Annotated in this window: 15 protein-coding genes and 2 pseudogenes; 6 read left to right on the top strand and 11 right to left on the bottom strand. The window is 59.2% G+C overall.

What is annotated here, in order from left to right; genetic code table 11:
- The first annotated feature begins 285 nt into the window (after nt 1-285).
- Nucleotides 286-693: an Lsr2 dimerization domain-containing protein gene (locus tag ACVZUB_RS31555; protein WP_482628959.1), complete on the top strand. Its 408-nt coding sequence runs from the start codon at nt 286-288 to the stop codon at nt 691-693.
- 605 nt (nt 694-1,298) lie between these two features.
- Here the strand turns inward: ACVZUB_RS31555 and ACVZUB_RS31550 are convergent.
- Nucleotides 1,299-2,078 (bottom strand): hypothetical protein, encoded by a 780-nt coding sequence (locus tag ACVZUB_RS31550; RefSeq protein ID WP_482628566.1) that lies wholly within the window; start codon nt 2,076-2,078, stop codon nt 1,299-1,301.
- Between the two features lie 1,610 nt (nt 2,079-3,688).
- On the bottom strand, nt 3,689-3,874 hold the full coding sequence (locus ACVZUB_RS31545) for a hypothetical protein (RefSeq protein ID WP_064688372.1): 186 nt from the start codon (nt 3,872-3,874) through the stop codon (nt 3,689-3,691).
- A 467-nt stretch (nt 3,875-4,341) separates the two neighbouring features.
- On the opposite strand from ACVZUB_RS31545, the pseudogene ACVZUB_RS31540 reads away from it, so the two are divergent.
- Nucleotides 4,342-4,449 (top strand): annotated as a pseudogene (locus tag ACVZUB_RS31540) (transposase); the annotation flags it as partial.
- Nucleotides 4,450-5,297: 848 nt separating this feature from the next.
- Here the strand turns inward: ACVZUB_RS31540 and ACVZUB_RS31535 are convergent.
- Nucleotides 5,298-5,432: a hypothetical protein gene (locus ACVZUB_RS31535; RefSeq protein ID WP_256521188.1), complete on the bottom strand. Its 135-nt coding sequence runs from the start codon at nt 5,430-5,432 to the stop codon at nt 5,298-5,300.
- An 834-nt stretch (nt 5,433-6,266) separates the two neighbouring features.
- Here ACVZUB_RS31535 and ACVZUB_RS31530 point away from each other — a divergent pair.
- Nucleotides 6,267-6,749, top strand: a pseudogene (locus ACVZUB_RS31530) (SRPBCC family protein).
- A gap of 118 nt (nt 6,750-6,867) precedes the next feature.
- Here ACVZUB_RS31530 and ACVZUB_RS31525 read toward each other — a convergent pair.
- From ACVZUB_RS31525 to ACVZUB_RS31500, 6 genes are all read right to left on the bottom strand, one after another.
- The gene (locus ACVZUB_RS31525) at nt 6,868-7,425 is read right to left on the bottom strand and encodes a type 1 glutamine amidotransferase domain-containing protein (RefSeq protein WP_482628565.1); all 558 of its coding nucleotides are present in this window, start codon (nt 7,423-7,425) and stop codon (nt 6,868-6,870) included.
- 46 nt (nt 7,426-7,471) lie between these two features.
- A complete protein-coding gene (locus tag ACVZUB_RS31520) occupies nt 7,472-7,660 on the bottom strand; it encodes a hypothetical protein (RefSeq protein ID WP_054828087.1) in 189 nt (62 codons plus the stop codon).
- Nucleotides 7,661-8,363: 703 nt separating this feature from the next.
- The gene (locus ACVZUB_RS31515) at nt 8,364-8,525 is read right to left on the bottom strand and encodes a hypothetical protein (RefSeq protein ID WP_156665952.1); all 162 of its coding nucleotides are present in this window, start codon (nt 8,523-8,525) and stop codon (nt 8,364-8,366) included.
- Nucleotides 8,526-8,587: 62 nt separating this feature from the next.
- The gene (locus ACVZUB_RS31510; RefSeq protein WP_064688369.1) at nt 8,588-8,839 is read right to left on the bottom strand and encodes a hypothetical protein; all 252 of its coding nucleotides are present in this window, start codon (nt 8,837-8,839) and stop codon (nt 8,588-8,590) included.
- Between the two features lie 302 nt (nt 8,840-9,141).
- Nucleotides 9,142-9,528, bottom strand: coding sequence for a hypothetical protein (locus ACVZUB_RS31505; protein ID WP_482628564.1), 387 nt, complete (start codon nt 9,526-9,528; stop codon nt 9,142-9,144).
- Entirely contained in the window at nt 9,525-9,983 is a 459-nt protein-coding gene (locus ACVZUB_RS31500; protein ID WP_158171149.1) for an Hsp20/alpha crystallin family protein, read from the bottom strand. The genes ACVZUB_RS31505 and ACVZUB_RS31500 overlap by 4 nt, the downstream gene beginning before the upstream one ends.
- A 164-nt stretch (nt 9,984-10,147) precedes the next feature.
- On the opposite strand from ACVZUB_RS31500, the gene ACVZUB_RS31495 reads away from it, so the two are divergent.
- Together ACVZUB_RS31495 and ACVZUB_RS31490 are read left to right on the top strand one after the other, a co-directional pair.
- Nucleotides 10,148-10,492 (top strand): MerR family transcriptional regulator, encoded by a 345-nt coding sequence (locus ACVZUB_RS31495; RefSeq protein WP_054781737.1) that lies wholly within the window; start codon nt 10,148-10,150, stop codon nt 10,490-10,492.
- Nucleotides 10,493-10,519: 27 nt separating this feature from the next.
- Nucleotides 10,520-10,720 carry a hypothetical protein gene (locus tag ACVZUB_RS31490; protein ID WP_482628563.1) on the top strand — a complete coding sequence of 67 codons (201 nt, stop codon included), beginning with the start codon at nt 10,520-10,522 and terminating at the stop codon, nt 10,718-10,720.
- A 194-nt stretch (nt 10,721-10,914) separates the two neighbouring features.
- On the opposite strand, the gene ACVZUB_RS31485 is transcribed toward ACVZUB_RS31490, so the two are convergent.
- Nucleotides 10,915-11,613 carry a GAF domain-containing protein gene (locus tag ACVZUB_RS31485; RefSeq protein WP_042445280.1) on the bottom strand — a complete coding sequence of 233 codons (699 nt, stop codon included), beginning with the start codon at nt 11,611-11,613 and terminating at the stop codon, nt 10,915-10,917.
- 58 nt (nt 11,614-11,671) lie between these two features.
- Complete coding sequence (locus ACVZUB_RS31480; RefSeq protein ID WP_482628058.1) at nt 11,672-12,319, bottom strand: GAF and ANTAR domain-containing protein; 648 nt, start codon at nt 12,317-12,319, stop codon at nt 11,672-11,674.
- A gap of 269 nt (nt 12,320-12,588) precedes the next feature.
- Here ACVZUB_RS31480 and ACVZUB_RS31475 point away from each other — a divergent pair, with 269 nt between their 5' ends.
- Nucleotides 12,589-13,356 carry a GAF and ANTAR domain-containing protein gene (locus tag ACVZUB_RS31475; RefSeq protein ID WP_482628562.1) on the top strand — a complete coding sequence of 256 codons (768 nt, stop codon included), beginning with the start codon at nt 12,589-12,591 and terminating at the stop codon, nt 13,354-13,356.
- The last annotated feature ends 67 nt before the right edge of the window (nt 13,357-13,423 follow it).

Here is a 13,423-nt window from a genome sequence, read left to right as displayed (position 1 = left end):
CGGCCGGAATAGCGGGCACGCAGCCAGGTGGCCCCGCGGAGGTACACGGTCACGTCGGCCCGAGGGGTCGATCCCTTGCTGCCCGCAAATGCTCTTACGCGTGACCGGAACCGGTAACCTACACCGTCACAGTCCGCATCGCAGCGATCCGCTGGCTCCGCGCGGGTGACTTCTGGAAAACGACTAGGAGACACTTTCCGTGAAAATCTAGGCCCGGCGGACGTCCACGCTAAAGTTGACGAATACGCTGAGGATCAAGCAGACAACTCGGAGGATTGCACCTTGGTGGAGAGACTGATTCAACAGTGCGTCGACGATCTCGACGGGATGCCTGTCGCCCACGAGGTCAACGAGAGAATTGAATTCTCCTTCCGCGGAACGGATTACGTGATCGATCTTAGGCCAGCCAATGCGGAAAAGTTGAAAGCCGTTCTCCGGCAATATATCGCTTGTGCACAACGGATCGACGCCGAGACCGTCGATGCAGAAACCCAAGGTGTCGAAAAGCCCCTCGACTTCGGACATACCGAGCAGCAGCTGCAGGCCGTACTCAGCTGGGCAAAGATTCATAACTATGCAGTGTGCCCGTCCGGAGGGATCACGAAGCAGATCATTCAGGCGTTCAATGCTGCGCACCGACGATCTTCGTTCGACGACAGAATCGTAAGTGGAGCAGGACAGGCACCCAGATAGGCGCGGCCTCACCTCCGATGCACGTCAACAGCATTCTCCAAGTGCCACGGCAACCTTGCTTGCCTTCAGCGATGTGCGCAAATCAGGCGAACGACAAACACAAGATACTGCGGTATCTGTAGACACTTGGACGGCACATCACGGTCACTGAATTTTGGTTTGCGTTCAGCCTCTCCCACATCCATCCGACAGGACCGAATCAACCTCTCCCCTACCTGACTGACACTGAGTTGCACCGCCGGGTCCGTAGACTTTGATGTGCCCGGGGTCCACGATGCCTTTCGCCCGAGTTCCGCCGGAACGTACTCGATCTGTCGATCGAATATCCGGAGCTGAACGGGTGGCGTGGCACCGAGGGCAGGACCGAGATCGAGAGGAAACGCCTCGACTTGGCGACCACTGAAGGGTTACCGACCCGCTGACACACCCGTCAAGGAGAAGCGACGAGCTCGAGGCCGCAATGCAGCAGTGAAGTCGCAGGGAGAACGAAAGTTGCCCCACGCCCGGATGGGCGTGGGGCAACTTCTCACCGAGCATTGCGACGCTGCATATTCAGTGCACGCGGGAAGTCACATCGACTCGGCGTGCGGCACCCACGCCCGCAATCATGGGTGCAGGTTGCCCGCGCCACCGTTAGGGGCAAGAACCGAACCGATATTCGCGTCGGTTCGCGGGTTGACATCCGTTGCCAAGCACATCGTCGGGGCGTACTGAGTTCCGAACAGTGTCGCCTTCGACAGGAACGTCATGTAGTTCTTCGGGTTTGCGTACTTCCCGGCATCACCGTCGGTATTGACGTAGACCGCAGGATTGGAGGAAGTCGTGACAACCTGAACCGAGGGCAGCGTGAAGGTCGCGCCGGCAAGCGCGGTCAAACCCGCATCAGAGGTATTCGAGCCGCCCGGACTCGCACCCGCAATCGTTGTTCCGACTCCGCCATTGAGAGAAAGGTAGGACCCTGTCGCGTCGGCAGCACCACTTGCATTTACTCGCGTGACCACCGGGGTGCCACTGAAGCCACTGCCCGTCCCGGAGACGATGGAGGCTGAGGTGAAGGTTGCCGGATCAATCTTGAATACGAGGTTCAAGCGATTCAGATTGATGACGGTGGCACCGCCACCACTGGTCGGAACAGTTTGCGAGCCTGGCTGAATCGTGTAGGTGCCCGGTGTCGACGACGAGTGCGCAACCGACATGGAGTGAGCCTGAAGCGGCTGGTGAACATTGCCGGCAATGAGTGAATTGGGGTCACCCATGCAGGCGTTGTTGTAATTCGTCGTCACGTTGTGGGCCGACGCCGGCATCATGGCCGCAAACACCAGCCCTAATGCTGCCGCAGAGATCGCAGCAGTTGTTCCGGCACGCCGAGCGAGAGATACAGTCATTGTGAACCTTTTCCTTCGTTGAGAAACGATTGGCGTTCAACAAGATGAAATGCCGCAACAGATTTCGAATCGCGGCATCATCGCAAAGAAAAACTCCTCCTCCCTATCCGTAGTCAGAACGAACTCGGTAACAGCGCCATTCCAGGAGTTGCTTCCCGGAGGCAAGGCAGGTTCGAATACCGTTGCAGGACAGCCCGACAGTAGATTTCAGCTCAGCAAGTCCACACATGGTCGGCGGTAGAATATCGATGTAGGGGTAAGCCTTCGCAGCGATGCAGAAGAATCGCATCCTGCGTCCAGTGCCGGCGAGAATTCTCGCATCCCGAAACCCTAGAACAGGTACCAGTTTTCTCACTTTGGCGACTAAGTCAAGGAAAAACGAAAAGTTCATACTTTAGACGCAGCATGAGGGTCTTTCGCCTCCACTGAAAGTCGGAGGGCGGGACGAGCAACCGAACAGAATTGGCAGACAACGTAACTGAATTGGATCCATGGGAGACCGATTCACTCCGCGCTCGTGTTGCCGCGCGAGCATTCGCAGGCTCGCGCGACTCAACCTGGCTGCCCCGGCCAGCCATTAGTACTTCTGGACGATAGTTTGCGAATTTCGCCCGAAATGACCGAAATCGGATACTCTTCTGCCACAAGCAATCCAAGCCACGCGGGGATTCGAATGTGGCACGAATTGACTACCAGCCGCAGGGGGACTGACCGGGAGGTTAACCGTTGGACCTGCAGTACGTCGCCTTCGCGCGTGCCGACCCGTATTGCTACGACCGCATCAGAACAGCGACTCGATTTCATTCACCGACCAACCGACACTTCATCCCCGACAGGTCAGTGGATTAGTCGCTCTGACGACGCGGTCTCAAGGCGGACCGCGTGACTGCCCGTCGCCTGTAGTGCCGGATGAGGGGGCCAAGGCTGCGGGACGAATCCAACCAACACAATCGGCGTGCACAATCCCCCCGGGAGTCAGTTTCCGATTCTTGATCGCGACATTCCAAGGCACTCAATACCAGCGTCGAGCCATGGCAATTGCCGATCGACCGACCAGCGGTCTTCTGTCTGAACACGTCAAATACCGCGCGGCAGTACAGTTCTTCCGAGTGAGGTGTTCGATAAAGCCATTGAACCACAACCTATTTGGCACGATAGGATGAAACTGCCGGTGCACGAGATCGCCTGCCGTCGCGACGCCCTTCAACCGTTGGTCTTCGCCGGGCCATGCAGGCCTGCGACGCCGGCGAGCCTCATGAGTTCGCCAACGAGGTTTTCGCTGACCGCGATGTCCATACTGCGCGTGAGCTCCGCATGCACACATCAAGACCCGTAGGTCTGTCGCGAGGCTGTGTGGGCTTCTGCGATCAGCCCGGTGAGCCACTGTCCTCGTATCCATGCCGGGTGACATCGGCTGGATCTTGTATATGCAGTAGCCGAGGTGATGACGCCAAAAGCCTGCAACAACCGTTCACGGGCCCGCGTCGACGAGAATATCGCACATCGAGTGAATCCTTCTGGAGCCAAGCAGTTCTCCCCGATTGACGCCGCGGCAGTGCGGAGAATTTGGACGTCGATTTCGAGCTGTCGGAGGCGTTTAATCGCTTTCGTCAGCCGCGCAGATTCTGTTCTGGGGATGCCTGACCGTTCGCCCGGTCGACGTGGCCTTGGCGAACCCAACTATGGAGCGCGGGGGCGCCGAGGCCGAGTTCGTATGCGGCGGTGGTGATCGGTTTGTCAGCTCGGACAAGAGTTGCGGCCTGGAATCGGAACTCCGACGAACACGGTCGTGGCATGAACAGAAGCCTTTGATCGAGGCTCGATCTTCACTCCGCCATGGGTCAGAAACCCTGGGGCAGGTCAAGATGCCAACACTAGCCCTGGTGATTGCGTCGAGCTGCATCTGACTCGAAGGTCAACTGACCGACAATACAATGTCATTGTCAGCGCTCCTCGAGACTACGTGATCAGTTCGAACCAATGACAACCGCAGCGTTGCAACACTGCTCGACGATGCGAGTCGGATAGGGCGCACCTACTGATCCTCGGGAGGCAACCAAATCGACGCTACGGTTGCTGTCCCGTCAGGTGATCATTCGGGGTGAAGAAATGAACCGGCTTCGAAGCGAACTCACCGATCTCGTGGCCCAGTCAACCTTGTAGTGCTCGCCGTATCGGTCGGCGTCGACAGCACATCCACACTGCTCGTCACCACAGGCGGCCATCCCGAAAGACTGCGCAGTAAAGCATCGTTCGCTGCCCTGTGCGGATCTCTCCGATCGACGCGTCCGCAGGAAAGCACACTCGCCACCAACTCAACCGCGGCGGAGATCGTCATGCCAACAATGCGCTCTGGCGGATCGCGATGGTAGCGACATGCAATAGCGCACCTACGTCGCGCGTCGACCAGTGGAAGGGAAATCGCCGGCGAAGATTCAGCGATGCCTCAAACATCACACTGCCCGTGAGATCTACATGTTGTCGATCCGCCGACAGCTCAGAGCACCGACGGTCGTCGGCCGATCCGGCCCAACAGGGGCCTGTCCATGCAGTCCGTCGACGATCATTTCTACGTCCCTCTGACGACGATCTCGCGGGCGGAACGAGCCACCAAACCGAACTACGAGTCCGCATCACGCTACCGCGCAGGACTGAAAGAGTAACTTGCACAAGATACTTGACACCAATAGAAGTATCCAAACCAGTTGCAGTTCCGAACTGACAATGGACGTTATCCACTCCATTCAAGAACTTTCAGTCGCCGCCGGCACCGTCGGAGATGCCGGCCAGCCAAGCAGAACCCTGCAATTGGTTCGCTCAGCGTCTTCTGCTGAACGCAGGTCGATACCTCGGATCAAAGCCGGGTGTCGACTTTTTCAGATCTTCATCGCAACAGAAAATGCGGGTCGGCTCGTCACCTATCGACGAGTCGACCCGCATATCAAGTTATTCCGCGCTGAACGAGGGAATCATCATGCTTCCCATCACCGCCAAGCCGCTGACATCTCGAAGCGAACCCAGAGCATTACTCAAGAAGGAAAAAAGCATTAGATACTCACCTCCTTAAGTCGCGAGAAGTCGGATCGGAAGGTCATTCCTTCACCCATCCGTCGCTCGACAATGCAGTCAGCATCTCGAAGAAGCTGACGTGGATCGCTGACAGTGACCCGGTGAAAAGACCGAAAACATCTTCCAAGGAACCCACTTCTACCCCCTACACTATTTGAACGGATTGAACGGGACGTCGAGACCGAAGTCCACGGAGAGCGCAACGGGCATCGTGATGATGGACTTGAAAGCAGTCAGCATCATGGGCAAGAGTGCCGAAACCGAACCCACATCAGATGAATTCATCTCACATCCTCCTATTCGCTCGAGATTCCAGTGAGCCCGTCGATAACGGCCCCACCGGCATCGATTGATCCGTAGGCGAAATTCAGAATCGCCTGCAAGAACGGAACTAACATTTACCACTCCTTCGCAACGGACAGTCGCATGTCGCCGGTAAGAATTTCCGTCACCCGAAGGACGGGATCTAGGGCCGAGCGATCACGATGTGGATGTAACCGTAGACAGTGTTTTAGAACTCGTGCCAGTTTTCGCGATTTATCTCAATTGTTCCGACTTAAGTCGTAGTTTCGGCAACTCAACAAGGGATGCATTAGTACTTAAGTTCCACAGAATGTGTTCGACAACGACGCCTACCAGTACCTCAAAGAAGGGAGATCCCCATTTTCGTTGCGTCCCATTGTCCACGGATGCAGAGTTCAGAGGCAAACGAGGCTGGACCAACAGTGGTCCGATTTCGACATACAGCTCCCCCAGCTCACCGCCCAGTGCCATGGCCAGGTTCTTCGGCGAATGGAATTGTTTCCGGCGACTGGATTATCGCGAAGCTCTCTGCACGTTCTTTCTTCGAGCACCGCTCACGAGTCGACTCGATCCGCCAGCGGATCTACATCAGTCACCCGAGATCCACACGGTCGACTACCCACGCTCTCCACGAGTATTCGCGAAGACTCCACGACGAGCACCTACCCCGCTCAGTATTGCCCAAACCGTTCGGCACGTGGACGCCAGCATCCGACATGTCCACGCATCACCCCCTCGCCGACCGAAGCCGATGAATGCACCCACCGAACGAGAGAAACCTCGCCAACCGATCGGCAACAAGGCAGCATTCGCCACATAACTAGCGAACGGATCGAAGTACAGCGCACCCATCCGTGCCGACCCCGCATCGATCTTCGCGACCCCCTGCGGCCCTCAAGGGCACGTCGCCATCGACGGATCCGGAATGCTGATGGGCGCAGATGGCGAACTCGTGACCGCGGCCCGCGACGAATTTCGTGGTCCACATGGATCGCGAAGCCCCGGGTGACCTACCCATGGGACAGTACGACGTCCAGCGACGATCAAAACCTTTGTCCCCCAACGCAAACCAGCATGAACCATCCTCGGAACAGTCCGGCCGCCGATCGGTCACGTCTATGGATATCGGATCGAGCCGGCCGTCAACGGCCGCAGTTCCCTCGTGACCTCGTACTGCGACTGGTCCGATATCGATCCAATCTAGCGGCAAGCACGAATCTTTCCCGCCATCGCCGAAGGATCTCTCGAAGCCACGCTCGGCACCCTGCACGCACCGTAGCCAGAGGTTACCCGCGCTGACCCGGTTCGAAAGCCGGGTACGACCGACAACAACCCTTCGAGCCAAGACCACGCCTGAATCATCCGTTGTGGAAGGGCGAGGAGTACTCCTTTCCGTCACGGGCTCCTCGCCGGTGAGTCAGGTTGTCGCGACTGTATCGATCAGCTTCGCGCAGAACGCCGGCAGATCATCGGGGTTGCGGCTCGATATCAAGGTATTCGGCCCTGAAGTACAAACGACCACTTCTTCGTCAACCCACGCGCCGCCCGCGTTCGTAATGTCGGTACGCAAACTGGGCCACGACGTCAGCGTACGACCACCGACCACGCCGGCTTCGACCAGCGTCCACGGTCCGTGGCAGATCACTGCGACAGGCTTCCCGGCATCGAAGAAACTCCGGGCGAACGCCACCGCCCCTGGATTCACACGAAGAAAGTCGGGGTTGGCCACACCGCCAGGCAGGACGAGAGCGTCGTACTCCGACGACTTCGCCGACTCGACCACCGCATCCACGTCGAAGATGTCAGCCTTGTCGAGATGATTGAATGCCTGCACGGTTCCGGATTTTGTCGAAACAATCGACGGCTGAGCGTGTTCGGCAACCAACGCATCCCACGGGTCCGTCAACTCGATTTGTTCGACTCCCTCCGTCGCCACGAGGAATGCCGCTTTCTTTCCTGCGAGTAGTCGACTCATGCTTGAACGTCCTCCCTCATCTTCGTCACAACCGTCGAGCGACTGCTCAGCTGGATGCGCCCTCGGTGTCGTCGAAAAACGACCATTCACCGTCATGCTGGACTTCCATGCGCCATCCCAGTTCCGAGTTATCGGCGCGGGCATCGACGAACCAGGCATGCGCATCGTCAGCGCTGTCGATGTCGCGCGTCGCGGTGACGTCGCCTGCAGGATTGATCACTCTGTAAGTAGCCATTCGAGTCGGCTTCCCCAGCCGATGCTTCTTCAATCATCGACCGCGACGACGGCGTATCAACCCGTACCGGCACCACGGACGGTCAGGCGCTGAACCCACGCGTCGTACGCCGACTGTACGGTTCACACACGAAGTGCGCGAGGCGATCAGAGAGGACGCTGGTATGCGACCTGAGCCGTCAGAAGTAGATTTACGACTTGGGGATCCCCGTATCTCGCCGATACGCAAACCGTCGACGATCATCTCGGGCCGAAGAGCGAAGCCATCGGAAGTCCAGACACATCACCACACCCATGCCGATACTCAGCATCACAAGCAACAGAACAATGTTCAGCACCGTGTTTCCACCCTTCTGTGGGACCGGCAGTCAGCCCGAGGTCATGCCGCGAAACGCAGTGGGCTCCGATTCGCCCCTTGCGGAGGCCGTGGAATCCTTGGCACACGGCAGTTCTCCGACATCTCTTGCCACACGAGGTCATCGTCAACGCGAAACAGTCTTGTAGGCACAGTCTTTCGACATTCCGGCGCCCTTCGGCACCGCAGTAGCGCACCTACGAAGAAGTCTGGTGCCCGACCATTCGAGTCGACGCCGCACTACTCGACTCCGCCTGCGCGCTCGACAGATTCCCGATAGAAACTTCCGACCTCCGACGGCAGACACACCACAGCCATCCGCCCACAGCGGCAGGTGGGCTTTCGACTTTTACGCCGCGTGCAGAACCCTCGGGGGCGTGTCCTCGCCGGGCCGATTCCGGGTCATCGCCGCTGACAGGCCATCTCTACCGCCTCCGACGATCTCGCGCCACCACGCTTCACGTTCCTCGGATACGGGCCACACCACCACATCGAGGTCACTGACATCCATGCGTTTTTACTCCTTCGCACCGTCTCCCCTCCTGTTACCCAGCCCATTCACCCCTAAACACCTCACACCGGGCCGCCCCTCGCCGAATCCGGAACCGGACTCGCCCTACTGCTTCGTAAACACCGTGTTCCCCGGTGCCCGCCGGGAGGCAGTTTCGTGGGCAACAACGCCCCGAGGTGGTCGTAGCGCTGGACATGCAATCCCCCACTGCTGCCGCCGTTGGCCGCCGTCGCCGCCACGATCGCCTCGTTGTCCGAATCGAAGAACTTTTCGGCGGTCGATCCGTCCGCGAACGTGAACCTGTACCGTTCCATCACGCGACCTCACCGTTTGTCGAAAATAACTCGTAGACATTGTGTTCGGACGAAACTCTGCACGGTGTGCGTTCACGCTGCGCGCCGGAAAAGGTGATTGCCGAGCCGGTCACACTTCTCGCACTTTCTACCGTCCAAGGCCTGTACCCGCTGCTGCTCGGTACTCGCAAAAGACGTCACAGTGTGTGAGCGTCTCGGCAACCACCGCGCAAGAACCCACGGACCCTGCCCGCAAGTCCTCACACCCGAGGGTCCCCCGCTGCGCCGTCGAGGGCCGGGCAACGAGAAGCCCGCCCACGCCCCTAACCCTGTGGAGGGGAGCGTTGGGTCGCCCGAGGCCGCATCACCGGAACCCGATACGTATACCGGGACATCATGATCGGCGGGGCCACCAAGCCGGGGTCGAGGGTGCAGCCGGCAATCCGGGTGAGCAACACCCACGCCGCCGGAGTGAGTGCATCGGCGAGAATCCGATCCGAATCCTCCACCACGGCAGCATATTCCAGTTCGTGCCAGAGGTGGATACCCAGCCTCTCCCACTCCGAGTCGCCGCGCCGACCCCTGCCGGCTACTTCACGCTCATCCTCGGCGATGCGGTCGATCTCGACATCATCGACCCCAGTCATTGTCGCTGCACCCTCTCGAGACCTGCTGTTGTGGACTGCGGACTGTTCCGGCGTGCTGTTCACGCATCGATCTGCTTGCTCTCCTGCTTGTGGCCCACCTCCTTGCTGCTCCCGTTGCTGTTCCCGGCGCTGCTGATCTCGATCTTGCGGGGCTTGGCCCGCTCCGCGAGCGGGATCGTCAACCTCAGCACGCCCGCGTCGTAGCCGGCCTCGATATTGTCGGTGTCGAGGTTCTCGCCCAGGAACAGTTGACGACTGAATACCCCGCGCGGGCGCTCAGCCGCAATCATCTCCGCCTCGCCGGCGCGAACCGGCCGCTCGGCGTGCACCGTCAACACGTTGCGGTCCACATCGAGGTCGAGTGAATCCGGGTCCATGCCGGGAAGATCGAACTCGACGACGAACTGCTCACCTTCCTGCCATGCATCCATCGGCATCACCGCTGGCTGCGAAGCAGTACCCAACAGCTGTCGGGTCAGGCGGTCAAGGTCACGGAAAGGATCGGTGCGCATCAACATTTTCGGTCACCTCCAGGAAAAGTCACTGGAACCGTTCACTGACTACCACCACCGCATCCACCGAACTTCTACAGTAGATGCTGTAGATTTGGTATATCATCAAACACACATCGGATCAAGAGCTTTCCCGCAGATATCGAAATTTCTTTGATGGGAGGACCATCATGGCGCGCAACCCCGCTATCGCCGAACCCCCTGGCCTGTACGCGATCTCGGTGACATCGGAGCTCTCCGGATTCACCGCCGGCACGCTGCGACTCTACGAACAGTACGGCCTGATCACCCCCGCCCGCACCCGCGGCGGTACCCGCCGCTACAACGACGAGGACCTCACCCGTCTGGGCCGCATCACAGAACTCATCGCCGACGGCATCAACCTCGTCGGCATCAAACGAGTCCTCGAACTCGAAGACAGCACCGCCCTACTACGCCGCGACAACACCCGGCTACGCGCAGACAACGCCCACCTACGCCGGAAAAACACACACGACACAGAGAAACGTCCGTGATCGCCCGACAGAGAAAGGGCCACCGCCATGGAAGACAACCGCATTCGCTCAGCCCTCGACGCGACACCCGACACCGACTACCTCGAACAAACCATCCCAGCCGACCCGAATGCAGTGGAGGCCGTCGACCTCGAAGCCCTCACCACCGAACTCGACACCCCATGGCCGGCGCCCGAGGGAGATCTGCTCGAACAATCGACACCCGCCCCCCTCGACGACGAACGCTGAGGTTCCCTGTCCGACTGGTGCACTACACCAACCGGGCAGGGAACGCCCTGCCGACCCGAGGCATCTCTGTATCCGAATACGTTGTCTAACAGCTCTTTCGGGAACGACTGCACGACCGGGTCTGAGAGTGCATACGATACGAAAACTTCCCGGTAAGGATCACTTCATGCTCGTGCCACCTAGGAGGCTCTGCCTCACCGGGCATCCGGGTTCGCCAGCACCAACGACGAGTACGCCGCGGCGCTGATCCCTCGTCGCCGCGCGTTCTCCGCCAGCCGCGCAGTTGCGAGTTCGATCGAAATACCGTCGAGTTCGGCGATCATGCCGACTGCCTGTTCCACGTCGCCGCGGACCGCGATCAGCTTCTTGACCGCCGTCACCACCTGCGAATGACGATCCTGACGACTGTCCGTGGACAGAGTCAGAGCGGCCAAATCTGCCATCGACTGCCCGTATGCATTACTACGCTCCGCGCTGTGCCACGAATCGTGAGTAAAGACCACGAGTGATCCGAGCGATGTCCGACCCAACCTCATCGGAAAGCAGCGGCACCCGCCCAGCCCATGTTCGAGTCCTGAGCGACCGAATTTCCGCCACCGCTCCCCCACGTCTTTGAAGCTGTCGACCATCACAACCGCTCCGCTCTCAGCGCTCAGCGCAGCCGGACCCGATATGGCAAGAGTCCGGTCGGGAACGAACTCGGCATTTGCCGACTCCACCAACACATCGAGATAACCTTGCTCCCCGTTTCGCACGACGAGGACGCACCACACACCGCTCAGATTCTGTCTCGATCGCTCAACGATCGTTTCGAGTACACGCAGGGAATCGAAGTCGGTGGTGAGAAGATGAGTCACCTCGGCAATGCTCAATTGTATTGCGGGGGTGTTCATCCTGGGCTCCCATCGTCAATTACTGCAGAGACATTGCGCGATCTTTCCGAATCAGATGTCATCCGTCCTCACCACCGTGTGCGAATCGGATCCGCCGATTCACGACATCTGCGGCGATCTCCCAGATCGGCCTCCCCGAGGAGTACGCGGCGGCTCGAAGCCGAGAAAGTGACTCTTCGACCGAGACACGAAGTTGGATCGCGATCATCCCGACTGCCTGGTTCACCTCGGGTCGGTGAAAGGCATTGACGAGCATCCCGGCGTCCAGATCACCGGTGACAGGAAGTTCGGCAAGAATCGCCATCGAAATCGCAGCGGCACTCGCAGTCGCCAATTCGATCTGCTCGTCGTCGAGGCCAATGGGATCGAGACGGTACAGTTCGAGCACACCGAAGACATCACCTCCGCCCCTGAGCGGAAAGGCGAACACCGATCCGACACCGGCTTTGTCTGCCTCGCTGGCAAACCCCGGCCAGATGTCATTGGCGGAATCACTGGAAGTGTCGTTGCAGAACATCGGTCGCTCAGTTGTGAATGCATCAACGCACGGACCGTCACCGCCGGTGAACTGTAGTTCGTCGAGATGTTGTGCCACCGAGTCCGTCGCGTACATCAATTCCCTCGACGAAGAGCTGCTGAGCACTGTGATCGCCGCCCCTTGAACTTCCGCCAGCCTCAAACACTGTCGACACAGTTTCGCGGTCATCGGCAACTCGACTGATGCGCGGCGCCCTCTCTCACTTTCGGATTCGTCGGGAAATTCGGGTGTGTCCTGACTTCCTCTCGGATCTGCATTCACAGGACGCACCTCCTCAGTCGCCTTCACGGGGCACACACGGCGCCTGGTCACTCCGATCCGGCGTAAAGTCGAGATTACCGAATAGAGGTACTTCTCAGGCGCGCGGCCGAGTCGGCCGCGTCGGTGCCACTTTTCATTGGTGGACCACTTCCACCGCGCGGATCGGGCAAGAAATCATGACCTTCGACAGTTCTCATCCGCGCGCGCGACCGTCGGCCGCCTTCGCGCGAGCACAGGGTCGCGAGCCGCGACTCATCGATCGCCTCGAACAATCTCTCTCCATACCGGCTGATTCCCCGGATCGAGTCGTGGAGTTGATGATTCGATGCACGATCGCCGCCGTCGATCTGGTTGTCGGTGTTGATCACGCCGGTGTCACGGCATCCCTGGACAGCGAACCGTTCACCGTCGCCCCTACCGATGAACGTGTAGAAGAATTCGATCGCACGCAATATCTCCTCGGTGACGGACCCTGCCTGTCAGCATCGCGCACGGGTCGGTCGGTCCGAATGTCGGTCGAGCAGTTAGGCACACGGTGGCCAACTCTCGGCATTGCTGCGCGCAACGCCGGATTGGAAGGTTTTCTCGCGATACCACTGTTCAACTACAACGAGCCGGTCGGGTCACTGAACCTGTACTCGCATTCAGCGGTGGCAGAGACGGACCGGGACCGTGATCTCGTCGTCGTCATCGCCGAATATCTGGGAGCGGGGCTCGACGCCATCGCAACAGACCATCGACTCGAACGTGCCGCCAACGCCCTGCGCCGAGGAATCGCCTCACGTGCCGACATCGAACGAGCAGTCGGAATCTTGATGATCCGCCGAGATACAGACCCCGAGACCGCGCTTTCCGAACTCCAGGCTTCAGCACGTCGTGAGTCCAGGGATTTACAGGACGTTGCACGTCAGACGATCATTTCAGCCGATGACGAACGCACATAGAGCTAGAGCTTCCGATCGACCGGTCAGGACGCTGCGACGGCACGAAGCGGCGTGCCGTCGATAGGCG

Source organism: Rhodococcus sp. OS5 (assembly GCF_056837585.1).
The sequence above is the reverse complement of the archived record's forward strand: the minus strand, read 5'-3'. Positions and strand labels throughout refer to the sequence as shown.

Coding starts and splice junctions, on each gene's coding strand:
- ACVZUB_RS31515 (WP_156665952.1), bottom strand. CDS start 8,525: ATGGATGTCAGTGACCTCGATGTGGTGGTGTGGCCCGTATCCGAGGAA.
- ACVZUB_RS31550 (WP_482628566.1), bottom strand. CDS start 2,078: ATGACTGTATCTCTCGCTCGGCGTGCCGGAACAACTGCTGCGATCTCT.
- ACVZUB_RS31525 (WP_482628565.1), bottom strand. CDS start 7,425: ATGAGTCGACTACTCGCAGGAAAGAAAGCGGCATTCCTCGTGGCGACG.
- ACVZUB_RS31495 (WP_054781737.1), top strand. CDS start 10,148: ATGGCGCGCAACCCCGCTATCGCCGAACCCCCTGGCCTGTACGCGATC.
- ACVZUB_RS31480 (WP_482628058.1), bottom strand. CDS start 12,319: ATGACCGCGAAACTGTGTCGACAGTGTTTGAGGCTGGCGGAAGTTCAA.
- ACVZUB_RS31510 (WP_064688369.1), bottom strand. CDS start 8,839: ATGGAACGGTACAGGTTCACGTTCGCGGACGGATCGACCGCCGAAAAG.
- ACVZUB_RS31485 (WP_042445280.1), bottom strand. CDS start 11,613: ATGAACACCCCCGCAATACAATTGAGCATTGCCGAGGTGACTCATCTT.
- ACVZUB_RS31490 (WP_482628563.1), top strand. CDS start 10,520: ATGGAAGACAACCGCATTCGCTCAGCCCTCGACGCGACACCCGACACC.
- ACVZUB_RS31520 (WP_054828087.1), bottom strand. CDS start 7,660: ATGGCTACTTACAGAGTGATCAATCCTGCAGGCGACGTCACCGCGACG.
- ACVZUB_RS31500 (WP_158171149.1), bottom strand. CDS start 9,983: ATGTTGATGCGCACCGATCCTTTCCGTGACCTTGACCGCCTGACCCGA.
- ACVZUB_RS31535 (WP_256521188.1), bottom strand. CDS start 5,432: ATGAATTCATCTGATGTGGGTTCGGTTTCGGCACTCTTGCCCATGATG.
- ACVZUB_RS31475 (WP_482628562.1), top strand. CDS start 12,589: ATGACCTTCGACAGTTCTCATCCGCGCGCGCGACCGTCGGCCGCCTTC.
- ACVZUB_RS31545 (WP_064688372.1), bottom strand. CDS start 3,874: ATGCCACGACCGTGTTCGTCGGAGTTCCGATTCCAGGCCGCAACTCTT.